18 protein-coding genes and 1 pseudogene are annotated in these 22,881 nt (G+C 47.1%); 15 read left to right on the top strand and 4 right to left on the bottom strand.

The features are described from left to right. Positions 1-92 precede the first annotated feature (92 nt). Entirely contained in the window at positions 93-431 is a 339-nt protein-coding gene (locus Q4E93_RS21855) for a hypothetical protein (RefSeq protein WP_303588893.1), read from the top strand. A 12-nt stretch (positions 432-443) separates the two neighbouring features. On the opposite strand, the gene Q4E93_RS21850 is transcribed toward Q4E93_RS21855, so the two are convergent. After that, the gene (locus tag Q4E93_RS21850; protein WP_303588891.1) at positions 444-1,238 is read right to left on the bottom strand and encodes an alpha/beta fold hydrolase; all 795 of its coding nucleotides are present in this window, start codon (positions 1,236-1,238) and stop codon (positions 444-446) included. Between the two features lie 258 nt (positions 1,239-1,496). Between Q4E93_RS21850 and Q4E93_RS21845 the strand changes: the two genes are divergently transcribed. From Q4E93_RS21845 to Q4E93_RS21835, 3 genes are read left to right on the top strand one after another with little or no spacing between them, the layout of a single operon-like run. Continuing rightward, complete coding sequence (locus tag Q4E93_RS21845; protein WP_303588889.1) at positions 1,497-2,924, top strand: hypothetical protein; 1,428 nt, start codon at positions 1,497-1,499, stop codon at positions 2,922-2,924. A gap of 50 nt (positions 2,925-2,974) precedes the next feature. Further along, positions 2,975-7,801 (top strand): RHS repeat domain-containing protein, encoded by a 4,827-nt coding sequence (locus tag Q4E93_RS21840; protein WP_303588887.1) that lies wholly within the window; start codon positions 2,975-2,977, stop codon positions 7,799-7,801. A gap of 33 nt (positions 7,802-7,834) precedes the next feature. Then, positions 7,835-11,989: a DUF6443 domain-containing protein gene (locus Q4E93_RS21835; RefSeq protein ID WP_303588885.1), complete on the top strand. Its 4,155-nt coding sequence runs from the start codon at positions 7,835-7,837 to the stop codon at positions 11,987-11,989. Here Q4E93_RS21835 and Q4E93_RS21830 read toward each other — a convergent pair. Then, on the bottom strand, positions 11,986-12,666 hold the full coding sequence (locus Q4E93_RS21830) for an imm11 family protein (protein WP_303588883.1): 681 nt from the start codon (positions 12,664-12,666) through the stop codon (positions 11,986-11,988). The two genes, Q4E93_RS21835 and Q4E93_RS21830, sit on opposite strands and share 4 nt — an antisense overlap. Positions 12,667-13,711: 1,045 nt before the next feature. Here Q4E93_RS21830 and Q4E93_RS21825 point away from each other — a divergent pair. The 3 genes from Q4E93_RS21825 to Q4E93_RS21815 all read left to right on the top strand — a co-directional run bounded on the left by Q4E93_RS21825 (position 13,712) and on the right by Q4E93_RS21815 (position 15,935). Continuing rightward, a complete protein-coding gene (locus Q4E93_RS21825; protein ID WP_303588881.1) occupies positions 13,712-14,704 on the top strand; it encodes a hypothetical protein in 993 nt (330 codons plus the stop codon). Between the two features lie 62 nt (positions 14,705-14,766). Continuing rightward, positions 14,767-15,699, top strand: coding sequence for an RHS repeat domain-containing protein (locus Q4E93_RS21820; RefSeq protein WP_303588879.1), 933 nt, complete (start codon positions 14,767-14,769; stop codon positions 15,697-15,699). A gap of 2 nt (positions 15,700-15,701) precedes the next feature. Further along, complete coding sequence (locus Q4E93_RS21815; protein ID WP_303588877.1) at positions 15,702-15,935, top strand: hypothetical protein; 234 nt, start codon at positions 15,702-15,704, stop codon at positions 15,933-15,935. Between the two features lie 10 nt (positions 15,936-15,945). Here the strand turns inward: Q4E93_RS21815 and Q4E93_RS34490 are convergent, their stop codons facing one another. Further along, entirely contained in the window at positions 15,946-16,107 is a 162-nt protein-coding gene (locus tag Q4E93_RS34490; protein ID WP_368501900.1) for a type II toxin-antitoxin system RelE family toxin, read from the bottom strand. 65 nt (positions 16,108-16,172) lie between these two features. Between Q4E93_RS34490 and Q4E93_RS21810 the strand changes: the two genes are divergently transcribed. The 8 genes and pseudogenes from Q4E93_RS21810 to Q4E93_RS21785 all read left to right on the top strand — a co-directional run bounded on the left by Q4E93_RS21810 (position 16,173) and on the right by Q4E93_RS21785 (position 22,203). Beyond that, positions 16,173-16,655 carry a hypothetical protein gene (locus Q4E93_RS21810; RefSeq protein ID WP_303588876.1) on the top strand — a complete coding sequence of 161 codons (483 nt, stop codon included), beginning with the start codon at positions 16,173-16,175 and terminating at the stop codon, positions 16,653-16,655. Positions 16,656-16,658: 3 nt separating this feature from the next. Continuing rightward, the gene (locus tag Q4E93_RS21805) at positions 16,659-16,817 is read left to right on the top strand and encodes a pentapeptide repeat-containing protein (RefSeq protein WP_303588875.1); all 159 of its coding nucleotides are present in this window, start codon (positions 16,659-16,661) and stop codon (positions 16,815-16,817) included. Positions 16,818-16,835: 18 nt separating this feature from the next. Next, positions 16,836-16,901 (top strand): annotated as a pseudogene (locus Q4E93_RS34575) (hypothetical protein); the annotation flags it as partial. After that, positions 16,878-17,135 carry a pentapeptide repeat-containing protein gene (locus tag Q4E93_RS34485; protein WP_489670901.1) on the top strand — a complete coding sequence of 86 codons (258 nt, stop codon included), beginning with the start codon at positions 16,878-16,880 and terminating at the stop codon, positions 17,133-17,135. The pseudogene Q4E93_RS34575 and the gene Q4E93_RS34485, both read left to right, overlap by 24 nt. An 831-nt stretch (positions 17,136-17,966) precedes the next feature. Next, positions 17,967-20,159: an RHS repeat-associated core domain-containing protein gene (locus Q4E93_RS21800; RefSeq protein ID WP_303588873.1), complete on the top strand. Its 2,193-nt coding sequence runs from the start codon at positions 17,967-17,969 to the stop codon at positions 20,157-20,159. 10 nt (positions 20,160-20,169) lie between these two features. Continuing rightward, positions 20,170-20,802, top strand: a complete 633-nt coding sequence (locus Q4E93_RS21795; protein WP_303588872.1) for a hypothetical protein — start codon at positions 20,170-20,172, stop codon at positions 20,800-20,802. A 79-nt stretch (positions 20,803-20,881) separates the two neighbouring features. Beyond that, positions 20,882-21,529, top strand: a complete 648-nt coding sequence (locus tag Q4E93_RS21790; RefSeq protein ID WP_303588871.1) for a nucleotidyltransferase domain-containing protein — start codon at positions 20,882-20,884, stop codon at positions 21,527-21,529. 314 nt (positions 21,530-21,843) lie between these two features. Continuing rightward, a complete protein-coding gene (locus Q4E93_RS21785; protein ID WP_303588870.1) occupies positions 21,844-22,203 on the top strand; it encodes a DUF7957 family protein in 360 nt (119 codons plus the stop codon). A gap of 15 nt (positions 22,204-22,218) precedes the next feature. Here Q4E93_RS21785 and Q4E93_RS21780 read toward each other — a convergent pair whose 3' ends face one another. Then, complete coding sequence (locus tag Q4E93_RS21780) at positions 22,219-22,362, bottom strand: type II toxin-antitoxin system RelE family toxin (protein ID WP_303588868.1); 144 nt, start codon at positions 22,360-22,362, stop codon at positions 22,219-22,221. Between the last annotated feature and the right edge of the window lie 519 nt (positions 22,363-22,881).

Here is a 22,881-nt window from a genome sequence, read left to right as displayed (position 1 = left end):
CAAGCGAACAGCCCGACCCGAAGGGGCACGCCCTCAATACTATACTCTCTGCCTTGGCAGCGTATATAAGTTGCCGGCCAAATTTTTGTTGAATGGCTAAAAGTTCCAGGATCACTCACTCGGATAAGGAGCGGCAGTTAGCGCGGGAATCGAAAATGAAGTATAAATTCAATTCGTTGCGAAACGAGTTCGAGGGGGGCAAGATCAGCAGCTTTGACCAGGTGTTTGCCATTGTCAGCGAGACGCGGCTGGCCACGGAATTGAATATCTCTTTTTACACGTTCAGAAAAAAGATCAATGACCCCGGGGAGTTCACCATTTCAGAAATGCAGAAGTTTGCGACGCTGATCGGCATCCAATATGACATCATACATGCCTTTATTATGGAGCGCATCCGGGCGAAGGGCAAGGTGAAGCTGTTCCGGGGATGACGGCAGTCCGATCTACAGCCGATGTGTTTTCAAAAAAGCGTACAGGGTTTCGTTAAAAGCTTCCGGGGTCTCCATATTGGGGAGATGCCCTGCGGCCGGGATGACGGCCAACGCAGCCCCAGGAATCCTGTCGCTCATCAGCCTTGCGATGGGCGGGGGTGTAAAATAATCTTCTTCACCTACCACGACGAGCGTGGGGACGCGAATGGATGGGAGAAAGGACAGGTGGTCCCTCCTATCGGCCCTTCCGCGATGGGCGGCAGCGGCGCCTTCGGCTGTCGTGCTGCTCATCATGTCATAGAGATGCGTGTAGACGGGCGGGTTATTCATGGAAGCCGGAGCGATGTACTGGTGGATCGTCTCGTCCGTATGCTGCCGCATGCCTGTTGCGATGATCCTGTCGGCTTTCTGCAGGCGTTGTTGACGGCTGTCGGGGGTTTCTCCCCGTGCATCCGAATCCACGATGACCAGGGCTTTTACTTTGTGCGGGAAGATCCTGTAGCATTCCAGCACGATCTGGCCTCCCATGGAGAGGCCGCAGAAGACGGCATTGTCGATGTGAAGCGCATCCAGCAGATGGAGAATGTCCAGGGCCATTTCATCCAGCATTACTTTGCCGGGCGTGACGTCGGTGTGGCCGTAGCCGCGGAGATCGGGCATGATGAGGCGGTGTTCCGGCGCGAAGCGGGGCAACTGGTATTTCCACATCGTATGATCGAAGGGGTGGCCATGGACAAAGACGATGGGCGAGCCCTCTCCCCTATCGTCATAGTGAAGCTGTATTCCCCGTATGGATAGCTGCTGCATTTTTTGATTGTAAAACTAGCGAGAAGGGCGCGGTGAAAACAGAAGCAGATGCGGCAATTCGGGGTGTATCAGATGGGAGGCAGAAAAAAATTTTGCAACGGATAACAGACAATTAACAAAACTTCCCTTACTTCGCATTAAGTAATTTCCCTTATCCTTGGAATCCTTTCTTTCTTTTCAACCCACTTTGATTAGTTAGTAGCAACAACCGTAGACGTATGGGCCATGCCCTGCGCAACACCCTTAAACCGGCTTCTTATGCAAGGACCCCGGAGCGCAATCCTATTGCTGCTCTTCTTTATATCTTATTCCTCTTATGCGCAGGACCTGCCTGACAAGGCTGCTGCTGTCACCAATTTTCCTTCCCACTTCTTCAGCAAAATAGAGAACAGGATCGCCGGCCTGGACGACCAACTGACGCACCAGACAAAAAAATACCTGGAGCGCATGCGCAAGCGTGAACAGCGCATGTATAACAAATTATATAAAAAAGATTCGGCGGCGGCAAAGACGTTGTTTGCAGGATCGATCGGGCAGTATGATGCGCTGTCCCGAAAGCTCGTCAGTGATACTGGTGGCGGGAGCTTGCATATTAATGGGGAATACCAGGCTTATACGGATTCATTGCAGGGGATGTTGAAGTTCCTGAAGAATGACGGGGCTGCCGGCTCTCTTTCTCAGCTGAGGGCATTGGAGGCAAAAATGCAGGACGCGGACCAGATTAAGGAATTCGTCCGTCAGCGCAAGCAGCAGATCTCGCAATATGTCCAGCAGCATAGTGGTTTGTCCAATCTCCTGGGTAAGGACTACCAGGGGATGAACCAGGACATTTATTACTACTCGCAGCAGGTGCGCCAGTATAAGGAGATGTTGAATGACCCGGACAAGCTAACGAAGCAGGCGCTGGCGATCCTCGGCAAGCTGCCGGCTTTTCAGGCTTTCATGAAACAAAACTCGCAATTGGCGGGGCTGTTCAATTTGCCTTCCAATTACGGCGATCCAGCCAGCCTGTCTGGCTTGCAGACCCGCGACCAGGTGGCGGCCTTGATCCAGCAGCAGGTGTCGGCAGGTGGCGCAGGCGGTGCGGCGGCTTTACAAGCCAACCTGCAATCAGCACAATCGCAGCTGGATGGGTATAAGGACAAGCTGAGCAAGCTGGGCGGCGGCAGCGGAGATATCGACCTGCCGGATTTCAAGCCCAATGAACAAAAGACAAAGACATTCTGGAAGCGACTAGAGTATGGGACGAATTTCCAGACCACCAGGAATAATTCCTATTTCCCTACGGTGTCGGACTTCGGGCTGTCGGTGGGCTATAAGCTCAGCGACCGGAGTATCATTGGTCTGGGCGCCAGCTACAAACTGGGCTGGGGGAATGGGATCCAGCACATTGCTTTTTCCAGCCAGGGAATGGGGCTTAGGTCGTTTGTGGAGGTGAAGCTGAAGGGGAGCTTTTCATTATCGGGCGGATGGGAATACAATCACACGCGGCCCTTTGCTTCGTACCAGCAGTTGCGGCGCTGGGATGAGTGGACCCATAGCGGACTCATCGGGGTGAGCAAGACGGTGTCGATGAAGAGCCGGGTGTTCAAGAAGACGAAGGTGCAGCTGTTGTGGGATTTTTTGAGTTATCAGCAGGTGCCGAAGGGGCAGGCGGTGGTGTTTAGGGTGGGGTATAATTTCTGAGACGGTATTAATAAAAAATTGAGAGCATCATTTAAAAGGAGTATCAAAAAATGAAACATTTCGGCAACAAAATCTCTACATGCCTTCTACCTTTATTATTATGGCTATCCGGGTTTTCGCAAACAATACCAGCAACCCTGGATTTCAAATCTCCGGAGGTAGCGGCCTTCAATAGACATATTGAAACTCCCGTTTCCACCTATACAGGGGTACCAAGTATTAGTGTTCCACTGTATGAAATGAATATAAAGGGTGTAAAAGTTCCGATCACCCTGGATTATCATGCTGGGGGAATCAGGGTAGATCAGGAAGCCACAATCGTTGGTTTGGGGTGGTCATTAAATTTTGGTGGAGAGATTTCCAGAGCTGTTAGGGGTGCTCCTGACGACAAGGCATATTTTGGTGCTACCGGCACTAACAGTGTTGAAGGTTTCAATAGCTCGCCCTCTTCCTCCAATAATGATAAAAATATACGATCACAGGCTGTCTATGACGCCAAGCAGGCACTTACTATTGATTTCATGCCTGACATGTTCTATTATTCTGTTTTAGGATATTCAGGCCGTTTCATGTTTAGCCAGCAACAGAACAAGTTCATATTATTTCCGAAAGAGGATATAAATGTTCAACAAACGTCCAATCCGGTGAATTCTTACGGTATTGGGCGCGCGTTTTATTCCTGGAACCTGCAATTGCCTGATGGTACTTCTGTCGACTTTGGGAAAGATGCCGTGACTTCTCAAATTCCATCAGGTGGGACGGTAAATACAAAAAGTAGCTGGCAGATTAAAACAATACGAAATATTTACAATGACAGCATTACTTATACGTATGAATCCTATAGCTACAATGCCTACAAGTTGAATGGAGAAAGCGTGGAGCTGCTTGGAGGATCAACTACCGCAAAGGGTGTAACACAGACTGGATATTCTGATACAAGGATCAAGAGCATTCGTTTTCCTGGAGGCACGGTGAATTTTACTTACACTTCCAGGCAAGATATGCCGACGCTGGCGCTGGCGCAGATGGTTGTACTCGATAATAACAATAAAGTAATAAAAACAGTAAAATTTGATTATAGTTATTTCACAGGCGACCAGTATGATATTTTGGCAACTGTTAATCCTGTAGTTGTCAGTTATGTACCCACCTATTATAGATACTTGCGTCTGCGATTGGACAGCATAAGCATGGTTGCGGACTCGATCGCTCCATTGAAACACAAATTTGACTATTACACCAATGTGCTGATGCCATCGAAATTTACTTTTGCTCAGGACCATTTTGGATTTTATAACGGCAAGGCAAATATGGCTGAATTTGGGCTTATACCTGATCTGTATCCGTTTTCTCAACAGCAGATTTTAGGTTTTCCGGGGGGCGACAGAAGAGTTAATCCGCAGGTTAGCAACGTGTTTTCATTGAAAAGCATTACTTATCCGGAAGGGGGCAGGACAGAATTGGTTTATGAAAGTAATTCAGCTAGTCTCGTCGATATACCATTCCATTTGGTCGATTTATACCAGGATGACAACCTCAGAGATACTGCTGTTAATATTTTTGTCAGCGGATGGAGCAGGCATTCATTTTATCCATCGCCAGATAGCACAGCACCGGATGGAACCCAATATTTTATTAAGCAATTTACTATTTCCAGCAATGGTCACCCTGCTGTAGGGCTAGGATGGAATGTATCTACTAATTTTGGGACCTCTTCGTTGGAAAACAATACTCCGTATAATGTAGATAATGTTTATTGCAAACTGGAACAAATTGATCCTATGGGAAACATCACCCTGGTGCAGGATTTTAGTACTACACCTCTGGGTTCGCCTACGCCCTATCAAAGGGTCACAGGAAGTGCGACAAATTTAAATCTTAGTCCAGGGAACTATCGCTTAACCGCCAGGTTCGTATATCTCAATCCCGTTGGATCTGCTGCTGATAATCAGCCTTACAACTTTCAGCTCTCGGTAAAATGGCGTGAACTGGATACTGCTAAAAATATGGTCAATGTAGGTGGGCTGAGAATAAAAAAAATAAATAGCTATACGCAGGATAACGTGCTGGCAAGAGTCAAAAAATATACTTATACCACGCCTACCGGATATACTTCAGGAAAATTGGCATCATTTCCTCAATATGTGCAAAAAGTTACAAATAACGTTATAGCTGGATTAAGATATTTTTCAAATTCAGTTCTGCCGTTGGAAACAACCTCTGGTTCTTATTGTGGGTACCAATATGTTGATGAATACGATGTCAGCACGAGTGATTCGACGAATGTGCTTCGTACAAACTACGAGTATTCATTTGTCAGACCGACATTTGTTCAATATTTTTCCTATATGCAAAGCGCCGCCTATGCGCCATCAGAATGGACTAGGGGTAAATTAGTGTCCAGGAAGGTATACAAAGGCAATGCGATACTTAGTAAGGAGGACTATGATTACTATAGCATTTCACCTCACCTTCTTGGGTCTAATCAGGAAGATTATGTTGCAGAAATAAACACGGACTTTATCAGCTACCAGTCGTTATTTTTGACCAGTGATGGCTCTGCGCCTCGCCCTCCCGATGATTTTTATGATTCCGTTGTAATTGTGGCGATCCGGTTTGGGGCTGCGGGTGCTGTGTCTTTCTATTATGGACCATATAATATTCCTCAAGGAACAGTCCCCTATTTACGCCATTATACGGGGTTTGACAAGCCGATAACTAAAAAGAATACGCTTTATGATGACTTTGGCAATAGCATAGTTACAACGGACAGCTTTTATTATGACAAGACGCCCGGAATTTACCAGTTGACACGCACCAGAACAACAGATAGTAAGGCAAGCTTGCGGCAGTCATCTTTCCTGTACCCGTATGATTTTAATTCGATTGCACCATATTCAACGATGGGTCAACGTCATATATTAAACCCGATCATCCAAAAGATAGATTCTGTGAAAGGGGCTTTTGTGAGATCTAGCAAGACAAATTACCAGGATTGGGGTAATAATATCATAGCACCCTCCAACAGTCAATCCCAGGTATTAAATAACCCGGCAGAGACCAGAGCCCAATACATGGCAATGGATAGTAAGGGAAACCCACTTACCTTTTCCAAATCCAGCGACGAGCCTATCAGTTATGTGTGGGACTATAACCAGTTATATCCAGTAGCTGAAGTGAAAAACGGGTCTCAGGAAGATATTGCTTATTCAAGCTTTGAATTTGATGGAGCCGGCAACTGGTCAATCCCATCAACACTCAGAGATACGGTATATGCAATCACGGGAAGAAAGTCGTATAATTTGTCTAATGGCGCCATTACGAGAGCGTCCTTAACTTCATTGAAAACGTATTTTGTCTCCTACTGGACCAGGAATGCGCAAGCTTATGCCATTTCCGGTACGGTAAATGGTTATCCCATTACGGGTAAAACTGTAAATGGTTGGACTTTGTATATTCATAAGATTTCAGGACAAACGACTATTATTATATCGGGTACTGGCAACATCGACGAATTGCGCCTCTATCCACAGGGAGCACAGATGACCACTTATGCCTACGACCCCTTGGTCGGCATGACCAGCCAATGCGATATCAGCAGCCGGTTAACTTATTATGAATACGACGGTCTTCAACGCCTCCTCCGAATCCGGGACATGGACGGCAATATTGTGAAGCAATACGAATACCAGTATCAGGCGTCTACCCGTTGCGGCACCAACTGCTATATACTATCCATGACGAACCTGGCGGGCACGGGTACCCTCAGCTACCCGGTGGGCGTCTTCAATGCCAATGGCAAACTACTGGACACGGCGTCCAACCAGGCCAGATTTATTACCAGGTGGAATGCGGATACAGCCAATGCCAACAGGGGAACTTTATCCGCCGGAGGGGATTCCATGCATTTTCAGCTGACGTTAAATGCAGGAAAAGCTCTACCCGCTATCACAGGATGCAGGTTTCACAAAGTGGACCTTTCGTGGAACCAAATCGATGGGGTACGGAATATAAATGGGTGCTATGTTGATTTTGGCGATGGCGCCAGTGTTCGGCTGCCACCCAATCCTGGTGACATCATAAATCCCTTGCCTGCTAACACCATCCAGAAAGGGAGTAGCGCCTTATACCTGGTGCATACCTATGCTGACACGAGCCTGAAGACCCTGACCTTTTATCACAATGATGCGGAAGAGACCCAATACCTGGACAATGTGAATGCGTCGGCTACCAGCCTTTCCAAACTGAAAAATTTCCGGGGCAATCTTCCGCAGCACATGAAGCAGTTTGGCAGCAGCTCCTATCAGCAGGCATCCATGTCAACCGTCGCTAATGTCTCCAACTGGACATCCATTCATTCGATCAATGATTTTCACCTCAATACGGGTGATGGCGGAACGACTACCATTCAAAACCTCAGCTATCAGCAGGACTTCATGGCCGGCAACCCGGACCTTCAGTCCATCCAGCTGGCAAGGAATAACCTGGCGTGTTATTTCGACTCTACGTTTAAGATCAGCCGACTCAAAAGCGATTGGAATACCTGGTTCAAACATTTACAATTCCTGTCTCTCACGGATGCGCAGTGGAACAGAGAGGATCTGAGTGGCTTGAAGGAACTTAATTATCTCTATATCATACCCGGAAGACCTCATTATTCCAATGATCCCACGGGTAACGCGGAGATCCCTATCCCACAACCTGTGGTGGACGGCATTTTTAACCAGGTTGCATCGGGCAGCGGGCAGTCTGTGAACGGTGGATTCCTATACATCAGCTCCGGTGGATCGGGACGATCGTCCTCGTCCGATACGGCAGTCAGCACGCTGCTTGCCAAAGGCTGGACGCTTTACCTGGACGGACAACAATTACATTAAGAATATCAGGATATAAACTTTTAAGCATTACCCATGCAACTGATCAGAAAAATATTGATAAGAGGATGCGCGCTGACGGCGACCCTTGCAATTTTTAGTAATAGCCAGGCCCAGACCCCTTATCCCACCACCATCAAGGTAAATTATGTGCGGGCTTGGGATGCAAAGGCGCCGGAAAAGGATCCCGCTGCGCTGGTGTCCCTGCCGCTGACAGGCGTTAACCAGACCACCCAATACTTCGATGGTCTGGGTAGGCCCTTGCAGACTGTGGTCAAACAAATGAGCCCTTCCGGCAAGGACCTGGTGTCGCCCGTTGTCTATGACGCATTTGGAAGGGAACAGCTGAAATATCTGCCTTTCGTGGCGAATGCCTACCAGTCAGACGACCAGGTGAGCGATGGCAATTTAAAGATGGACCCTTTCCAGCAGCAAGCGGCTTTCGGGGCCGTACAATACCCCGGTGAAACTTATTACTACGGAAAGACGGATTATGAAGCGTCGCCCTTGAACCGGGTGCTCACCACCTATGCGCCCGGCAATAGCTGGGTGGGCAATAACAAGGGCGTATCCAGCCAATACCAGGTGAACACGGCCACGGATAGTGTTCGTATCTGGAATATCGCCGCTGCTGCGGGCAGCACGCCCACGACCACTGCTATGTATGGAGCTGGTTTGTTGTTTAAAAATGGAACAACCGACGAGCAAGGGCACCAGGTATGGGAATACAAGGACAAGGAAGGGCATGTCGTATTGAAAAAGGTGCAGCTGTGGAACACGCCTGCAGCAGGGCATAGCGGCTGGCTTTGTACTTACTACGTTTACGACGACCTGGACAATCTTCGTTTTGTCATCCAGCCCAGGGCAGTAGAGTGGCTGGGGGCTAATAGTTGGGTTTTCGGCGGTACGTATGGTCCCCTGGCAGTAAATGAGCTTTGCTTCCGGTATGAATATGACGGCCGCAATCGGATGATCATTAAGGATGTCCCGGGTGCAGGAGAGGTATGGATGGTGTATGATGCCCGGGACCGGCTGATCATGACACAGGATGGCAACCTGCGGACGCAAAGTCCGGCGAAATGGATGGTGACGGAGTATGACAGTCTTAACCGCCCCTGGCGGACCGGTCTTTTAACAGATGCCAATGACCGGACCTATCACCAGACCCTGGCATATAATAGCGTTAGCTATCCCAATACCGCCTCGAATTATGAAGTGCTGACACAGACCTTTTACGATGACTATGCATGGGTCAGTAGTTCTGGTTCCGGCTTAAGCGCCACCATGGCTGCCAACCGTACCCAGGATGCCAGCTTGTTCTATACCGCTTATAACACATCGCCGGCCTATGCGGTGCCAATGACCTCTTATGCAATTACCACCGGCATGACTACGGGAAGCATGACAAAAGTACTGGCTTCCTCGCCAGCGCAATACCTGTATTCGGTGAACTTTTATGACGACCATGGACGGGTGATCCAGGCGCAGAGCACCAATTACCGGAACGGGATCGATACCCTTACCACGCAGTATGATTTTAGCGGCAAAACTTTGCGGACATTGTTGGGGCATAAAAAGGCAGGAACGTCTACCCAGTACCATACCGTATCCACAAAAATGAGCTATGATGCTGCCGGCCGATTGAAAAACATACTCAAGAACATTGACGGCACAGGCGATCAACTGATCGACAGCGTGCAATATGACGAGCTGGGCCAATTAAAGAACAAATACCTCGGCAACCAGGTGGACAGCCTCGCGTGTGCCTATAATATTCGTGGCTGGCTGACCAGCATCAACAAGAATTACCTCACGAGCACGAGCGCTTACTCCCGGAATTACTTCGGGATGGAACTGGGGTATGACAAAGCCACCGATGTTACCGGCAACACCTATGCAAATCCTGCACTCAATGGAAATATCAGTGGCACGATCTGGAAGGGGGGAGGCGACGGTATTAATAGAAAGTATGATTTTACGTACGACAATTTGAATCGGCTAGCAGGCGCCGACTTCAACCAGTATACCGGCAGCGTTTTCAATAAATCCGCTGGTGTCGACTTCAGTGTCAGTGGCCTGTCTTATGATGCCAATGGCAACATCCTCGCCATGAAGCAGCGGGGTCTGACTGTTACCACTTCCTCAACCATCGACTCCCTCTCATATTCCTACAACTTCAGCGGCATCAGCAACCGGCTCCTAGGGGTAACGGACGGCACCAATAACCAAAACTCTACCCTGGGAGATTTTCACTACAATCCCAATGGAAAAGGGTCCGTGGATTATACGTACGATCAGAACGGCAACATGATCACGGACTTTAACAAAGGGATCAGCCCCATTACCTACAATCACTTGAACTTACCACAAAAGGTACACATCAAGAGCAAAGGCGACATCATCTATACCTACGATGCGGGAGGCAATAAGCTCGCCAAAGTGACGATGGACAGCCTGTCCAAACACGCCACGACCACACTGTATATGAACGGCTTTGTGTACCAGCAGGGCGACACGATCATCACTCCCAATACCGGCATTGACACCTTGCAATTTGTCGGTCATGAAGAGGGAAGAGCAAGGTGGGCTTTCCATCGGTATGTCAACGGATCTACAGGTTACAAATGGGAATATGACTTCTTCGAGAAGGACCACCTGGGCAATACAAGGGAAGTGTTAACGCAACAACGCGACACCGCGCAATACATGGCCACCATGGAGGCGGCGTACAGGGCTACAGAAAACAAGCTATTCTACAATATACCGCTGACGAATGTATGGAGCTATTATGTCAATGGAAGTTCCGGGCCTAACCCCTTCGGCACCGCCGTCACCAACCCCAATGACTCGGTCTGCCGGATCAATGGTAATACGCCGCATGAAGGACCGGCGATCATCCTAAAAGTGATGGCGGGCGACCTCTACCGGGTGGGTGTTAATTCTTTCTGGAAATCCGGACAGACCTCTACGGGGACGACGGATGCTACGACAGATGTACTGAGCTCACTGGCTAATGGTATTATTTCCATGGTAGGAGGCGCCAAGGGAGATTATGGTACGCTGAGCAATAGTTCGACCAGTCCGTTGCTGGGCGGTGTCAATGCTTTCCGGAATGACAAGAACCCCACACCTCCCGTATATCCGAAAGCCTATTTGAACTATATAGCCCTGGATAACCAGTTCAATTATGACCAGTCCGCCAGCGGGGCGCTGGGCGTGGGAGCGGCAGACAATCTGATGTCGCTGGCCACGGATACTATCCGGATCAAAAAGAACGGATATTTGTATATTTACCTGCTGAATGAGACGAAGAATGTCTCGGTGTTCTTTGATAACCTAAGCGTAACGCATTATACGGGACCGTTGCTGGAAGAGACGAATTATTATCCGTTTGGGTTGGCGATGGCGGGGATATCGGATAAGGCATTGAAATCACAATATGCTGAAAATAAAAACAAGTTTGTCGGCCAATTACTTGATGACGATCTTGGTTTGGATTGGTATCAATTTAGATACAGAAGTCATGATCCGCAAATTGGTCGGTTTTTCCAAATCGACCCACTATCAGCTAATTACGTATACAATAGCACATACGCGTATGCAGAAAATAAGCCTATAAATGGAATCGATTTCGAAGGCTTGGAATGGTGGGGTCCTTTATTAGCATTAGCAGAAAATAATTCTGTCATCACACGGGGACCTGTATTGGAAAATGTAGTTAGGACAGGAGCTGATTTGGCAAAAGAAGCCGCAGAATCTACTCAGGAGCATCACGTTATGCCTCGACAATTAAAAAAAGATCCAACCGTAGAAGTAGCTAGAGACGAGGGTTTCAAATTTGAGGGTAAAGAGAATAAAGTTGATGTAGAAAGGTTCAGTAAGTCGACAGGGCAAGGACGCCATGGGAATCATCCGGATTATAACAAAGAAATGGCCAGAAAGTTAAACGAATTTAGAAAAGATAACCCTGATGCAAGTCCGCAAGAACAACTGGATTTTGTTAGAAACGCAGTCAAAGAAACGAAAGATTTAATAAACAATAACCCTTTAAAGAAGATAAATGATCTATTCAAGGATGTTAAGACAACAAATGCTCCAGATGCAACGAACGTTAATAGGATAGACCCTAATGCGCCGAGAATAATAAAAGTCAAAGTTTATCAACCACTTTTTCCTCCTAGAGTTACTTAAACTAAAAGATTGGTAGCCGGTTTTATATTACATCCTGTTAGGTTTATTGAAATGATCGCAGCCTTCAATTGCTCACTGATGTAAAAATTACTATCAAAGCTGCTTATTTCAAATAAATCGAGCGATTTATCGAAATGATCGCTTAATTTTATTTTCTCTGCCCAAAGAGTGATTGATTTACCCGGATTGTTTTTTTTGATTTCACTTTTCTGGAATAAATAATCTTCTTTAGAGGAAACGGCAGTATATCCTAAGTTGTGAGTATAATTAAAATACGTAAAAAAGGTAGATGCTGGGTAATCAACGAGGTCCGTTAAGTTGGAAATAATATGCATCCAATAGTATTCATAGAAAGTTCGTTTATAGGAAACTTTTGAAGGATAAAATCGGTGTGATACGAGGCTGAAATTTTCTAGCAATTCTTTAAACCTACTACTGATCAAAAGCCCTCCATTGATTGGAGCAACACTTAAAAGATCGGTTAATTTTGCCTTTCCTTTGACAACGAAATAGTCCAAATTTGGCACAAAATCAGGAAAGTTGTATACACATCTTGATAAGGCGTATACAGAATTACCTGCTTTGTAATCATAGTCTGGCCCCATTTCTTGTACTTGCGGGTATTGAGAACCTGTTTCAATGGTATTGCATGCAGGCTCTATGATATAGTAAGACATATACTTCTTAAAGGATATAATTTTTTATTTCTTTTTCTAGTGCGAAGATACCAGATAAATGTGAATCCTACTCGTGAGGAAAATTCTCAATAATTCGGTTAGCATGGGTAAGACCTGGTCTCCGTGATGTGTAATTCAGCTCCTTTTTGATGAGTAAGTATAACATACATAATTGTATTTGTGGTAAAAAAAATAAATCCCCTCGCACAGCAAAGGAGGGGTTTGTTTTTTTGCCACGACACATGGTTTATACTTTCCAAAAAAGCAATGGCACATCGTAGGCTCCGAAAGACATTCCGGCTTATATGACTAATAGGTCGTTGCTGCATCCGCCGGAAACAGCCTGCATTCACTTAACCAGGTCTCCGCTGCCTTATTTTACCACTGTTTGGAGAAGCACAACCAGGGAGTAGCGCGGTAAAATTCAGCAGCGGGGCATAAAGCAACACATCGTGCCATCGGTCGGAGAAAAGAAATGCAGCCCAAGAAATTTCCTTACATCGATTGCAATCTCTCCCGCAATAAATACCGCACCTGCACACAGTACCTGCCAGGGTCAGCCCTGCCGCGGAGACGCCTTATTTTGGGCGAGGAGATTCAGCTACAATCGCCAAATAGAAAACCCGCTGAATGAAGTTCCAATATTGATTGGTACCCAAAATACAGCGGCGTAGCGGTTAGGGCTGCCCGGCGAAAAAAGAAGGAAAGAAGCACAGGATGCAGAAGACCGTTTAACACTTAACTGCTACCAGCGTGAAGGATGGCAGCGGTAGCCCGCAGGCCAAAGGCCGAGGACTACAAGCGAACGGCCTGACCCGAAGGGGCACGCCCTGAAAAACATACACCAGCACATCTATTACTCCACTCAGTCACCACTTCCTCCACCATCGATTCCCTAACCTATTCCTATAACTACAGCGGGATCAGCAATAGGCTGCTGGGCGTAACGGACGGCACCAACAACCAAAACTCTACCCTGGGGGATTTTCATTACAATCCCAATGGCAAAGGGTCCGTGGATTATACGTACGATCAGAACGGCAACATGATCACGGACTTTAACAAGGGAATCAGCCCCATCACCTATAATCACCTGAACCTACCACAAAAGGTACATATCAAGAGTAAAGGCGACATCATCTATACCTACGATGCGGGAGGCAATAAGCTCGCCAAAGTGACGATGGACAGCCTGTCCAAACACGCTACGACCACGCTGTATATGAATGGCTTCGTGTACCAGCAGGGAGATACGATTATCACCCCTGCCGCTGGCATTGACACGTTGCAATTCGTAGGTCACGAAGAAGGAAGAATAAGGTGGGCTTTCCATCGGTACGTCAATGGCACGACCGGCTACAAATGGGAATATGACTTCTTTGAGAAGGACCACCTGGGCAATACAAGAGAAGTGCTGACGCAGCAGCGCGACACGGCACAATATATGGCCACGATGGAGGCGGCGTACAGGGCTACGGAAAACAAGCTATTCTACAATGTACCGCAGTCCAATGTATGGAGCTATTATGTCAATGGCAGCTCCGGCCCCAATCCCTTCGGAACGGCCGTGACCAACCCGAATGACTCTGTCTGCCGGATCAATGGCAATACGCCGCATGAAGGACCGGCGATCATCCTGAAAGTAATGGCGGGTGATTTGTACCGGGTAGGCGTCAATTCTTTCTGGAAGTCCGGACAGACATCCACAGGCACGACGGATGCCACGACAGATGCACTGAGCTCACTGGCCAATGGTATTATCTCTATGGTAGGAGGTGCCAAGGGTGATTACGGTACGCTGAGCAATACTTCTACCAGTCCCCTCCTGGGTGGCGTCAATGCCTTCCGGAATGATAAGAACCCTACGCCGCCTGTGTATCCGAAGGCCTATTTGAACTATATAGCCCTGGATAACCAGTTCAATTATGACCAATCCGCCAGCGGAGCGTTGGGCGTAGGAGCGGCAGATAACCTAATGTCCCTGGCGACGGACACAATAAGAATAAAGAAGAACGGATATTTTATATTTACCTGCTGAATGAGACGAAGAACGTCTCGGTGTTCTTTGATAATCTAAGTGTAACGCACTACACAGGGCCATTGCTGGAAGAGACGCAATATTATCCATTTGGGCTGACGATGGGAGGGATATCGGATAAGGCGTTAAAGGCGAATTATGCGGAGAATAAATATCGGTATAATAAAGGATCGGAGTTGCAGAATAAGGAGTTTTCGGATGGAAGTGGGTTGGAAATGTATGAGACGCAGTTAAGGGAATTGGATCCTCAGTTGGGTAGATGGTGGCAGATAGATTCCAAAATCGATCAAGGATATGAGGGAGTAACACCATATGGGGCTATGAATAATGATCCCCTTCGATATAATGATCCTTTAGGGGATGAAGGAGAAGCTTGTTGCAAGGCATTTTGGAATGGAGTGAAATATGTGGCAACTGGTCTTTATAACGCTGCAGTCACGGATGCTCGGATAATAAATACATATGTAAACCCAGTAACTCCATTTGTAGAAACGGTTACTGGTAAGAGTGTTGAAAGTAACTTTTCTGCGAATAAATCTAGAGTTGCATCAGGGGCTGAAGCGGCAATAACTTTAATACCTCTGGGAAAAGTTGTAGGTGCCGTTGCAAAAGCTAGCGAAAGGGCAATTGCAAAAACAGGAGAGAAAGCAGCTGAAAAGGCGGGAGAAAAGGTAATTGAGAAGTTGCCGGATAACGCAAATGTCGTTCGAGGTGGCTTAAATACGCCCGAGTCGATTGCGAAAGGAACAGGTACGCATCCAGAAGGAGTTACAGGAATTTCAGTTGAGTGTGGAACGTGTTCAGTTAAAGAACTAGCAGCACCCCTTCCCCATAATAAAATTGGGACCACAACTGTAGGTGAAGTACGAGCTGCAGGTGGAGATGTCATCAAGACGTCAGGGAAAAGTCCTAATCACGCTACTTTAACTGGCCTTTCACCAGAAAAGACTAGTGAATTATTTACTCCAATAATATTTAACCCGAATAAGCTATAATAATGAAACCACATATCAAAATATATGCGGATTTTAATAATGCCGACAGTAAAGGTAGAGTTAGGTTAACTTCAGACGGAACTTTTAGAGACCTCGAAAGACTGAACATTAAATTGAAGTCAGGCCTTGAAATCTTGTTAGACGATGACGAAGGGTTGGCGACTTCTGGGGTGGTTCTATTTTCAGACGAGGAAAAAATATGGGTAGCAAAAATCAATTGGGACGATCTAAAGTAATATTGCTCCTTCACTCGTAGACTTCTCTTCTAGGTCCAACGGTAATGATCGTGACGACAAGGCGACCGTCATGGATCTCGTAGATAACGCCGCGGTAATCGCCGATGCGAATGCGCCAGGCATCACGTCCTTTTAGCTTCTTGCAGCCGGAAGGCCTGGGATCCTGTTCCAGTTACTTCAGAAAAGGTTAAGGTAGCAGAAAAAACGGATCATATTTCCGGAGGAATAAATGCGAAAGTGGCACCGGTTTTTGCTATCGGGATCATTGGATTTGCTCAGCCGGAAATAGGTATTCCTCTGGCAGTTTCTTATTTGACGGGAGTTCCTGTGTCACCTTCTCCCCAAACTATGGCAACCACAGCAGCAGCAGAAGGAACGACGGCACTGGATCAGATTCCTATAACAACTGTACAAGTGCTAGAAGTGACGGAGGCTTCGGTTGCAAAAGCACTTGAAGGTTCGATAATGCAAATAACACAGCCTTCTGTTTCGTTGCCGGTGGTGCAAGAATATTTAGCGCAGCTTGCCAAAGGACGCGTGGCGCCGCACATCAAAGTTGACAGCTATGTTATAGTGGATGGTAATCGTGTTTATATTGCGGGAGGCGTATTTGGAACAGAACCAGCAACGACTCCTGGAGTAATGGCGCCAAGTTTGGCTCCTCTTAAAAAGCCATTTCAAGAAATTAAACTTGATAAAATTGATTGGGGAAACCGATAATATATGAAAATACCATTTGCAACGAATGATTTTTTAGAAGTTCCATTTACATCATTAGCGGCTGTAAGCTTAGATGGACTCAACCTTCATAGGGTTATATTAGAAGGGATGGATATGAGCAATTCTAGTCTTATTAGCTGCAATCTTAGAGGAGCGGTATAGGTAAAGTCTAATCTAGCCAATAGCAACTTGTCCAAAGCTAATATCATCACAGCGTACTTTATGGACGCAATACTTAAGAATTGCATTTTAGACGGAAGTGCAGCAAGCGGATGCACTTTTACAAATGCGGATTTGCGGAATGCGTCATTGCAAGGTGTTAATATAACTAATGCAGATTTTAGTAATTGTCGTTTGCAAGGCAGTGTACTGAAATGCATTGGGATAGAAAAGGCATTATTCAAAGGGGCCTTTTATGATAAATTTACAATTTGGCCAGAATATTTTACCCAGAAGAAGCAGGATGTATCGAAGTGGTAATTTGACATTGTTTGGATCATGGACTAGGATCATTATATACACAAAGGCATTGTCGATCTCTAATTTTATCGGACAGCACGGCGAGAAAATTAGCAGCGAGAGAACCCCGTCACAATTGAAAAAAAGGAAAGGCGCATCGCGGGGACCGAAAGACCTTCCAGCTTATATGGCCTGCAGGTCGTTGCTGTATCGGCCGCAATTAACCTGGGGGACCTAACCAGGTTTCCGCAGCCTTATTTTACCGCAGTTGAGAGGAGCACCATCAGGGAGCGGGGCGGGAAAATAGTGCGGCGGAGCATTAAGCAGCACATCGTGCTATCGGTCGGAGAAAAGGAATGCAGCCCAAGAAATTTCCTTACATCGATTGTAATCTCTCCCGCAATAAATACTGCACCTGCACAGTGTATCTGCCAGGGTCAGCCCTGCCGCGGAGACGCCTTATTTTGGGCGAGGAGATTCGGCTACAACTCCCAAATAGAAATCACGCTGAATAAAGTTCTAATATTGAGTGGTGACCAAAATACAGCGGCGTAGCGGTTAGGGCTGCCCGGCGAAAAAAGAAGGAAAGAAGCACAGGATGCAGAAGACCGTTTAACACTTAACTGCTACCAGCGTGAAGGATGGCAGCGGTAGCCCGCAGGCCTTAGGCCGAGGACTACAAGCGAACAGCCTGACCCGAAGGGGCACGTCATGAAAAGAATCTACATAACTATTACCCCATGAGTCACCACTTCCTCCACCATCGACTCCCTCTCCTACTCCTACAACTTCAGCGGCATCAGCAACCGGCTCCTGGGCGTAACGGACGGCACCAACAACCAAAACTCTACCTTGGGGGATTTTCATTACAATCCCAGCGGAAAAGGGTCAGTGGATTACACGTACGATCAGAATGGCAACATGATCACGGACTTCAACAAAGGGATCAGCCCTATTACCTATAATCACCTGAACCTACCACAAAAGGTACATATCAAGAGTAAAGGCGACATCATCTATACCTATGATGCGGGCGGCAATAAGCTCGCCAAAGTGACGATGGACAGCCTGTCCAAACACGCTACGACCACGCTGTATATGAACGGCTTTGTGTACCAGCAGGGCGACACGATCATCACACCCAATGCTGGCATTGACACCTTGCAATTTGTCGGTCATGAAGAAGGCCGGGCAAGATGGGCTTTTCACCGGTATATCAATGGCTCTACAGGCTACAAATGGGAATATGACTTCTTTGAGAAGGACCACCTGGGCAATACAAGAGAAGTGCTGACGCAGCAGCGCGACACGGCACAATATATGGCCACCATGGAGGCGGCGTACAGGGCTACAGAAAACAAGCTATTCTACAATATCCCGCTGACCAATGTGTGGAGCTATTATGTCAATGGCAGTTCCGGGCCTAACCCCTTCGGCACCGCCGTCACCAACCCCAATGACTCCGTCTGCCGGATCAATGGCAATACGCCGCATGAAGGACCGGCGATCATCTTGAAAGTGATGGCGGGCGACCTGTACCGGGTAGGCGTCAATTCTTTCTGGAAGTCCGGACAGACCTCTACGGGGACGACGGATGCCACGACAGATGTACTGAGCTCACTGGCTAATGGTATTATCTCTATGGTAGGAGGCGCCAAGGGAGATTATGGTACGCTGAGTAATAGCTCGACCAGTCCATTATTGGGTGGTGTCAACGCCTTTCGGAATGACAAGAACCCTACACCCCCTGCGTATCCGAAGGCCTATTTGAACTACATAGCCCTGGATAACCAGTTCAATTATGACCAGTCCGCCAGCGGGGCGTTGGGCGTAGGAGCGGCTGATAATTTAATGTCCCTGGCGACGGATACAATCAGGATCAAAAAGAATGGATATTTGTATATTTACCTGCTGAATGAGACAAAGAGTGTCTCAGTGTTCTTTGATAATCTAAGTGTAACGCATTATACGGGGCCTTTGCTGGAAGAGACGCAATATTATCCAGGTGGCCTAGCCATGGCAGGGATATCAGACAAAGTATTGAAATCGAATTACGCTGAAAATAGGTATAGGTTCAACGGGATGGAGCTACAGAACAAAGAGTTCAGCGATGGATCAGGGTTAGAGGAGTACGATTTTGGAGCTAGGAACTTTGACCCTCAGCTAATGCGTTGGTGGACGATCGATCCTCAAGCGGATCAAATGCGACGGTTCTCACCTTATAATTATGCATTTGATAATCCGATTCGATTCATCGATCCTGACGGGATGGCTCCTGAGGATTGGGTGCATTATCATGATGCACATGGAGATGCTCACACAGATTGGGTAGCGAGCGTCCATGATCAGGCGGGGGCAGAAGCTTGGGCTGCCGGGCAGGATAAAAATAATACGGATGTTAAAGATATAGGCACCTCAGGGTACCAAACCAATGGTCATACTGAAGACGGCCAGTCTTCAACTACGTATAAATTAAATTCTGACGGAACAGCAACGCGTTTGGGAGAGGGAGAACTGAAGCCTAGTACAACGACGCCAGATCTTGCGAACGTAGAACCAGCAGGTGCCGCTCCTTCCCCTGCTGCAAATGCTCCTTCACATATAGACGGCGGGCCATCCCCTGGCGGTATTATGAAAGCGGGATTGGCTACTGCGGGTGTAATTGCCTTAGGAGGAGGCGCGGGATTTAATCCCGTTGCCGACGGTGCTGCTGGCGTGGTTATTACGGTCGCTGCTATAGCAGCAACAGCAAATTTACTGTGGGATGCACTGCATAGTGAGCAGGTTCCAAGTATCACCATTCCTCCTTATCCGGGAAATAATCCTACAGTTCCACCTGGCGAAGGTTGGCAATGGAGAGGTAAGGAAGGATCAACTCCAGGTTCAGCTGATGGTAGTTGGTATCACCCTGACAATGGTAGCCTTTATCCAAATCTTGAGCATCCTGATCCAATAGGCCCTCATTGGGATTATCAAAAACGGAAAGTTCCAGGAAAGTGGAGGTTATATCCTGATGGATCAAATGAATGGGTGCCCCCAAGATAATTTAAATTATATGATAGAAAAGATTGATGTAACTGGAGACGGTTCAAATGCTTACATACGTAAGCAACTTTTAAGAGGCAGATCACTTTCTGATGGGTTGAAAAACTTACCAATAGAGAAGGGAACTGTTTATGCCTTCGTTCCTTCAGAAATAGAACTTGACAAATTGTATAGATTCGAAAATGGGGGAATATATTCTTCAGATGAGGAGCTAAGAAACCGTACTGCCCGATTTTCGGCGATTAGAAATGACGCGTTGACGCCTATTTCTGTAGAAATTGAGCGACTCATCACAACCGAAACGAAACATTGTTGTCTTTTTGAAGATCCGGTTTTATGGCCTAAAGACGAGGAGTTAAAAAATAACGGTATTGAGTTTGTGTGTCTTGGCGATAAGCAGGTATTTTATTTTTTTAATAGAAATAATACTGACCTTGAAAAAATAAAGCAAGCTATTCTTGTCAGCGATAGCTATGTTTTCACCTGTGCGTTGAGTTCATTGGATATCAATTTGCAATCGGCTTTTTCTTCTTCAAAAGAAATAACTACTGAATTGCTAGACGAGTTTGTGCGGAATGTGTTTGTGTTTTTTATTGGCGCCTACGATGGAGAGGGGTATCTTATGTGGGTTAAAAAGGTTTAGTAAAGAAAGGCCGAAAGGGCTTTCTCTTTTTAAGGCGCATATACTTCCCTGGCTTTACGGTATTGTAAACTGTTAGTCGATGAACACTTCCCAGGAGCATTTACCGGAGCAAAAGCAAAAGCAGCTGAGAGAGATCGCCGGGATCATGGTGAAGGCGGTGAATCCTGAGAAAGTGATCCTGTCCGGCAGCCATGCGACGGGCCGGTGGGTGGAGCACCGGTATACGGAGGGCGGCATAACTTATGAGTATATCAGTGACTATGACATCCTGGTCATTACTAAATCCGGCGAGACCCGCAAGGACTATGAGGTGCAAGACCTGATCGAGAACCGCTGCTTGTACAAGACGCCGGTCACGGTGATCACCCACGACATTGATTTTGTGAACAAGATGCTGACCGAAGGCCAGTACTTTTTTACCGATATTGAGAAGGAAGGCATCCTGCTCTATGATGCCGGCAACACGCCGCTGACGGAACGCAATCCGTTAAGCACTGCGGAGGCAAAAGCTATTGAGCAGCAATACTTCGAGCCGTGGTATGGCGCGGCAAAGGAGTTCTACATTGATGCACAGAACGCATACCAGCGGGGTAGTTGTAAAAATGCTGCTTTTTATCTTCACCAGGCGACCGAGAGCATCTACAATGCGATCATCCTGGTACATACCACCACCAGCCGTACATCGAGACCACGGTGGAAGATATCGAAGCGGTGTTTAGCCCCTTGAAAGATGCCCAGTTCAGCAAGAGCGACGAACTGACCAAGGCCACCCGTGGGTTTTTAGAATTACTCAAAGTGATCTTGCCGGAATAGGGCAAGGTCAGCTTTTACCGCGCGGGAGATCCGGGGTCAGCTGCGGATCAACCCCTGCAACCTGAAGCGCTACCTGGTGGAGCTGGAACGCTACGGCTACATTAAGGGCAGCGGCAACCGTTACCGGGGAAGCTACGAATACTCCATCACCAACGTGCAGGAATACGAGCAGCTGAAATCGAGCGTCGACCAGCATCTGAATTTATACCATAACTACAATTTTATACAATGGTTAAAAGTAATGACAAATATAATGTGCAAGATAATCGGCTAAATATTGGGGACAGAGAAATTGTGTTTGATGACGTGATTAAAGATGTTCTTGAAATATCAGATATGCTGATACTTCTCATGCTTAGACCTGATGGGGTGTTCCATAATGAAAATGTGTTTGGCATTAGCCTTACAGAAAAGAAAATCAGGTGGCAGATTGCTAAATTAAAATATGGGTCGGAAGATTACTGCCCTTTTGTAGGCATTAAATTTTATGATAATCAACTTTATCTCAATAACTGGTGCGGTATATATTTAATAGTGGACCCCCAAACAGGGCAAATATTGGAAAGGAGTTTGCCTGCGAGATCTTAAAGGGTTAGGTAGAGCTTAACCGCTATGTTTTTTCATTGTGGAGCCTTTACTCATAGACGTCTCTCTGCGATGTCCGATGGTAATGACAGTGACGACAAGGCGGCCGTCATGAATCTCGTAGATAACGCGGTAATCGCCGACGCGAATGCGCCAAGGCATCGCATCCTTTTAACTTCTTGCAATCTGGAGCCTATTTTGGGGAAGGGCATTCAGCTACAACTGCCAAATAGAAAACCCGCTGAATGAAGTTCCAATATTGATTGTTGGCTATAACCGAGCGAAGCGAAGGTTACGAACGAGGTATCCGAGGAAGGGTCCAACAGTGTTGGAACCAACGAAGGATACGGGCGTAGCCCTCGAGGGACGACGTTCTGACGAAGTTCTACAGCGGCGGAGCGGTTAGGGCTGCCCGGCGAAAAAAGAAGGAAAGATGCACAAGATGCAGAAGACCGATTAACACTTAACTGCTACCAGCGTGAGGGATTGCAGTGAAAAGCCCGCAGCCCAAGGGGCGAGGACTTGCAACGGAAAGCCTGACCCGAAGGGGCACGCCCTGAAAAAAAACTTATCAGCACCTTTATTACTCCAATAAGTCATCACTTCCACCATCGACTCCCTCTCCTACTCCTACAACTTCAGCGGCATCAGCAACCGGCTCCTGGGCGTAACGGACGGCAC

The organism is Flavitalea plasmicola, from assembly GCF_030546645.1.
Taxonomy (GTDB): Bacteria; Bacteroidota; Bacteroidia; order Chitinophagales; family Chitinophagaceae; genus Puia.
Note: the sequence above shows the minus strand (reverse complement) of the source record. Positions and strands in the feature narration are given on the sequence as shown.

Coding starts and splice junctions, on each gene's coding strand:
- Q4E93_RS21855 (WP_303588893.1), top strand. CDS start 93: ATGGCTAAAAGTTCCAGGATCACTCACTCGGATAAGGAGCGGCAGTTA.
- Q4E93_RS21850 (WP_303588891.1), bottom strand. CDS start 1,238: ATGCAGCAGCTATCCATACGGGGAATACAGCTTCACTATGACGATAGG.
- Q4E93_RS21845 (WP_303588889.1), top strand. CDS start 1,497: ATGCAAGGACCCCGGAGCGCAATCCTATTGCTGCTCTTCTTTATATCT.
- Q4E93_RS21840 (WP_303588887.1), top strand. CDS start 2,975: ATGAAACATTTCGGCAACAAAATCTCTACATGCCTTCTACCTTTATTA.
- Q4E93_RS21835 (WP_303588885.1), top strand. CDS start 7,835: ATGCAACTGATCAGAAAAATATTGATAAGAGGATGCGCGCTGACGGCG.
- Q4E93_RS21830 (WP_303588883.1), bottom strand. CDS start 12,666: ATGTCTTACTATATCATAGAGCCTGCATGCAATACCATTGAAACAGGT.
- Q4E93_RS21825 (WP_303588881.1), top strand. CDS start 13,712: ATGATCACGGACTTTAACAAGGGAATCAGCCCCATCACCTATAATCAC.
- Q4E93_RS21815 (WP_303588877.1), top strand. CDS start 15,702: ATGAAACCACATATCAAAATATATGCGGATTTTAATAATGCCGACAGT.
- Q4E93_RS21805 (WP_303588875.1), top strand. CDS start 16,659: ATGAAAATACCATTTGCAACGAATGATTTTTTAGAAGTTCCATTTACA.
- Q4E93_RS34485 (WP_489670901.1), top strand. CDS start 16,878: ATGGACGCAATACTTAAGAATTGCATTTTAGACGGAAGTGCAGCAAGC.
- Q4E93_RS21795 (WP_303588872.1), top strand. CDS start 20,170: ATGATAGAAAAGATTGATGTAACTGGAGACGGTTCAAATGCTTACATA.
- Q4E93_RS21790 (WP_303588871.1), top strand. CDS start 20,882: ATGAACACTTCCCAGGAGCATTTACCGGAGCAAAAGCAAAAGCAGCTG.
- Q4E93_RS21785 (WP_303588870.1), top strand. CDS start 21,844: ATGGTTAAAAGTAATGACAAATATAATGTGCAAGATAATCGGCTAAAT.
- Q4E93_RS21780 (WP_303588868.1), bottom strand. CDS start 22,362: ATGCCTTGGCGCATTCGCGTCGGCGATTACCGCGTTATCTACGAGATT.